This window comes from Streptomyces otsuchiensis (assembly GCF_004305975.1).
GTDB lineage: Bacteria > Actinomycetota > Actinomycetes > Streptomycetales > Streptomycetaceae > Streptomyces > Streptomyces otsuchiensis.
In genome coordinates this window covers 1-2053 of the sequence record NZ_BHZI01000480.1, presented here as the reverse complement: position 1 = coordinate 2053, position 2053 = coordinate 1, and the positions used below count along the sequence as shown (strand labels likewise).

The following is a 2053-nucleotide window of genomic DNA, read 5'->3' as shown; positions in this document are numbered from 1 at the left end:
GGTGGTGGTCAGAGGGAGGGGGTGACGGGCGGAACCTCGGCCGGGTCGTGGGGCCTGTCATCGGCCCTGTCGTCGGCCGGGTCGAGCGAGTAGAGAAGCTGAGGGGCGCCGGTCAGCGGGTGCGGCACGACCGTGGCCCGCACGCCGAAGACCTCCCGCACCAGTTCGGCGGTCAGTACCTCCCGGGGGGTGCCCACCGCCACCAGGCGGCCCTCCCGCAGGACCCCGACGCGGTCGCAGACGGCGGCGGCGAGGTTCAGGTCGTGCAGCACGATCAGTACGGTCAGCCGGGAGTCGCGCAGCAGGGAGAGCAGCGCCACCTGGTGCCGGATGTCCAGGTGGTTGGTCGGCTCGTCGAGCACCAGCAGATCGGTCTCCTGGACCAACGCGCGTGCGGCCAGAACGCGTTGACGCTCGCCGCCGGAGAGGGTGAGCACTCCGCGGTGGGCGAGGTGGGCGATGCCCAGCTTCGCCATGGCGTCCCGGCACAGGGCCCGTTCGCGGTCGCTGAGCGCCTGGTTGCCGCGCAGGTGGGGGCTGCGGCCCAGCGCGACGACCTCCTCGGCGGTGAAGTCCAGTTCCGTGCCGCTCTCCTGGGTCATCGCGGCGACCCGTCGCGCGCTCTCACGCGGGCCCAGGGCGGAGATGTCCGACCCGTCGAGCAGGACCGCGCCGGTCGTGGGGCGCAGTGCGCGGTAGACGCAGCGCAGGGCCGTGGACTTGCCGCTTCCGTTGGGGCCGATCAGTCCGACGGTCTCTCCGCGGGGGACGTCGAGGGACAGCTTCTCGACCAGCCGGGAGCCGTCGACGGTGACGGAGAGCCGGTCGAGGGCGAGCCGGGGGCCGGCTGTGGCGCGGTCGTGGACGGGGCCGGTGCGTTCGGGGCTCGTTCGGGCGGTCATCTCAGCGCCCTCCGAAGAGGTAGCCCTTGCGGCGCATCAGGGTGATGAAGACCGGCACGCCCACCAGTGCGGTGATCACGCCCAGTGGCAGTTCCCGGGGCGCCGCCATGGTGCGGGCCAGCAGGTCGGCCCAGACCATGAACACCGCGCCGACCAGGGGGGCGATCACCAGCACCCGGGTGTGGCTCGCGCCGACCACGATGCGCACCAGGTGCGGCATGATCAGGCCCACGAAGCCGATCGCCCCGCTCACGGCGACGATGGACCCCGTCATCAGGGCGGTGACCGCGAACAGCCCCCGCCTGACTCCGGTGGTGTCGACTCCCAGGCTGGTCGCCGTCTCGTCGCCCATGGCGAGGAGGTCCAGGGTGCGGCCGCGGCGGTGCAGGAAGACGATCGAGGCGGTGACGACGACGGCCACGACCGGCAGGGTGTTCCAGGAGGCGGCGCCGAGGCTGCCCATGGTCCAGTAGAGAACGGTCTGGGTGGCCTCCCCGTCCGGGGCGAGGTAGACGAGCACGCTCATGACGGCCTGGAAGCCGTAGGCCAGGGCGATGCCGGTCAGGACGAGCCGCAGCGGGGTGAGGCCCGCCCTGGTGCTGGCGGCGAGGTAGACGAGCGCGGAGGCGCCGACCGCGCCCAGGAACGCGCCTGCGGACAGGGCGTAGACGCCCAGCGAGGTGAAGACGCCGAAGACGATGACGCCGACGGCGCCGACGGAGGCGCCCGAGGAGATGCCCAGGACGAAGGGGTCGGCGAGGGCGTTGCGGATCAGTGCCTGGACGGCGACTCCGGCCGCCGCCAGCCCGGCGCCGACGACGACCGCGAGCAGGACGCGCGGAGTGCGGACCTGCCAGACGACCTGGTAGGTCGTGACCTCGTCGGCGGATATCACGCCGCCGGTGAGGGCGGCCCACAGCAGCCGGGCGGTGTCGGCGGGGGCGATCACGGTGGGGCCCAGCCCGATGGCCAGGACGACCGAGGCGCCCAGTGCCAGGAGGAGGGCGAGCGCGGTGGTGAGGGTGCCCCGGGGGGTGTGCGGCCAGGGTGCGGCGGTCGCGTCCGCTGCGGAGGGGGCTGTCTCTTATACACACTTCTGCGTCCCCAAGACAAAAGGGAAACTCGTATGCCGCCTTCTGCTTGAAAAAAAA

At 72.4% G+C, this 2053-nt stretch carries 2 protein-coding genes; both read right to left on the bottom strand.

Features of this window, described 5'->3' with window-relative positions; genetic code table 11:
• Positions 1 to 8: 8 nt before the first annotated feature.
• The gene (locus E0D90_RS25255; RefSeq protein WP_130800238.1) at positions 9 to 902 is read right to left on the bottom strand and encodes an ABC transporter ATP-binding protein; all 894 of its coding nucleotides are present in this window, start codon (positions 900 to 902) and stop codon (positions 9 to 11) included.
• A 1-nt stretch (position 903) separates the two neighbouring features.
• Positions 904 to 1899, bottom strand: coding sequence for a FecCD family ABC transporter permease (locus E0D90_RS25250; protein ID WP_130800237.1), 996 nt, complete (start codon positions 1897 to 1899; stop codon positions 904 to 906).
• Between the last annotated feature and the right edge of the window lie 154 nt (positions 1900 to 2053).

Bases quoted from the DNA above. Each gene is read 5' to 3' on its own strand.
- E0D90_RS25255 (WP_130800238.1), bottom strand. From the start codon at position 902: ATGACCGCCCGAACGAGCCCCGAACGCACCGGCCCCGTCCACGACCGC.